A 2,483-nucleotide genomic window follows, 5' to 3' on the forward strand; every position below is an offset into this window, starting at 1 on the left:
TTTTTGGGACTCCTCTATTCTCTCAAACAATTGTCCCGTCTGGCTTCCGTCTACCTTGTCACCCTCTCAGCTCAATTTCATAAAAAACAAGCGCGAAATATTCGAGAAAAAATCAAAAAATATCAGCATATTTTTTGATTAAAATAAGTCAATATTTTGAGATTTTGGAGTATTCAAAAAAAACATATTTACATTTTGCGATCGCCGTCTAACTTCAAGTCTCAAAATATCGATAAATCCTAAAAAATTATAAATATTGTGACGCGAACCCAATAGTCAGATCGAAAACACGAGACAAAACGATACTATAGAAAATTAAAGACGACCGATCGATAATTCATTATGACAAACCCTAAACAATACATTCTGTCACTCGACCTCGGCACCACCGGAAATCGAGCAATTCTATTTAACCGAGACGGTCAAATCGCCGGACAAGTCTATAAGGAACTGAATCAGTACTATCCCGAACCAGGATGGCTCGAACACGACGCCGTCGAGATTTGGCAAGATACCCTCGCCTGCATCTCAGAGGTGATGGAAAAAACTGGAGCGTCGGCGTCGGACGTTGCCGCTGTCGGACTGACCGTGCAACGGGAAACCTGCTTGCTATGGGACAAAACCACCGGAAAACCCCTGCACAAAGCCATTGTTTGGCAAGATCGCCGCACTGCGCCCTTGTGTCGCAAACTGCGCCAAGAGGGAAAACATCACCTAATTCACGATCGCACCGGTTTAGTTCTCGACGCCTACTTCTCCGCCACCAAACTCGTCTGGTTGCTGGAGTGGGTCAAACAAAACCGCCCACAAGTCGATCTCGATAACGTCGTCGCCGGAACTATCGACACCTGGATTTTATGGAACCTCACCGGCGGAAAAGTCCACGCCACCGACAGCAGCAACGCCAGCCGTACCATGTTGATGAACTTGGAAAACGGCGACTGGGACAAAGACTTACTAAAGCTGTTTGGCATTCCCCCCCACATGATGCCGGAAATTAAACCCAGTATGGGCGAGTTCGGCACCACCGACCCCGAGGTTTTGGGGGAAGCTGTTCCCGTGATGGCAATTTTTGGCGACCAACAGGCGTCTTTGTTCGCCCACGGTTGCGATCGCCCCGGTTTGCTCAAATGCACCTATGGAACCGGCTGTTTTCTCATCGTTCAAGCCGGACGCGAAGTGTCGCGATCGAGCAACCGACTGCTTTCGACGATCGCCTGGACGACGAAAGACCGCTCGAACTACGCCCTCGAAGGAGCGATGTTCACTACTGGGGCTTGCATTCAATGGTTGCGCGACGGATTGCAACTGATCTCGTCCGCCGCCGAAACCGAAGCCCTCGCCCAGCAGGTCAAAGACAATAACGGCGTCTATTTCGTCCCGGCGTTGAGCGGTTTGGGTGCGCCCCATTGGGACATGAGCGCGCGGGGATCGTTTCAAGGCATTACCGGAGGCGTCAAACGGGAACATATCGTCCGTTCGGTGTTAGAAGCGATCGCCTATCAAGTTAAAGAAGTCGTCGAAGCCATGAACCGCGACAGCGATATGTCCGTGGCGCGACTGAAAGTCGATGGCGGCGCGTCGCAAAACAGCTTTTTAATGCAATTCCAAGCCGACGTTTTGGGTATTCCCGTCGAACGTCCCGAAATTCTCGACGCCACCGCTCAAGGTGCGGCGTTTGGGGCGGGATTGGCGATCGGTTTTTACTCCAGTTACAGCGATTTAATTGCCAAACGGAAGATCGATCGCGTCTTTGAACCGGGCGACGGCGCACAGCAGGCTGTAGAACACTATCATGTTTGGCAAAAAGCCGTCGATCGCGCCAAAGAATGGGTCGATTGATGGCGAGCGGGGAGCTTCTTCAGGGAAGAGTGAAGAGGCCAGAGTGAGGACAGGTAACCGTTTCTTCTCATCCCTTCGCTGGTGACTGTCTTCACCTCCTCATAACCCACATTCCGCACTTCAAATGTAGTGTATAAGTAGTATAAATTGAATCGGAAAAGAATTAGGTATTTCGACTCAGCCAACTGACCCCTTGACTTGAAAATAACATTCAAGAGCCAACTGACTTGACAAAAATAGTAGGATATGCAGAATGACTTCCGGCAAGCTTTTTCTGTCATCATCAAAAAATGTAGCCATCAGAAAAAGGAAGAGACTCTGTCATCATCAAAAATGTAGCCATCAGAAAAAGGAAGAGACTATGTCGGTAGAGGTCAAAAATTTAGACCACTTGGGGTTAGTGGCGGGAATCATTGACGAAATCGGAATTGTCGAAATCGTCAACGACTTACTCGGAGAAAAAAGACGGAAAAAGTTAGCGCGGGTCTCGTCGTTAAAGCCATGATTTTAAATGGCATGGGATTAGTGTCATCCCCTCTTTATATTTTTAAGAATTTCTTTGAAAGTAAGGCGGTAGAAAACCTACTGGGAGAAGGAATTAAAGCCGAGTATTTAAATGACGATCGACTGGGCAGGGTTCT

Annotated in this window: 1 protein-coding gene and 1 pseudogene; both read left to right on the top strand. The window is 48.4% G+C overall.

Annotated elements, in window-relative coordinates:
* Positions 1 to 342 precede the first annotated feature (342 nt).
* Positions 343 to 1,842: a glycerol kinase GlpK gene (glpK, locus tag GEI7105_RS0115940; RefSeq protein WP_017661434.1), complete on the top strand. Its 1,500-nt coding sequence runs from the start codon at positions 343 to 345 to the stop codon at positions 1,840 to 1,842.
* 361 nt (positions 1,843 to 2,203) lie between these two features.
* Positions 2,204 to 2,483 (top strand): annotated as a pseudogene (locus GEI7105_RS41060) (DUF4277 domain-containing protein); the annotation flags it as partial.

Origin of the sequence: Baaleninema simplex PCC 7105 (assembly GCF_000332355.1) — a bacterium.
GTDB classification, from domain to species: domain Bacteria; phylum Cyanobacteriota; class Cyanobacteriia; order Cyanobacteriales; family Geitlerinemataceae; genus Baaleninema; species Baaleninema simplex.

Coding starts and splice junctions, on each gene's coding strand:
- glpK (WP_017661434.1), top strand. CDS start 343: ATGACAAACCCTAAACAATACATTCTGTCACTCGACCTCGGCACCACC.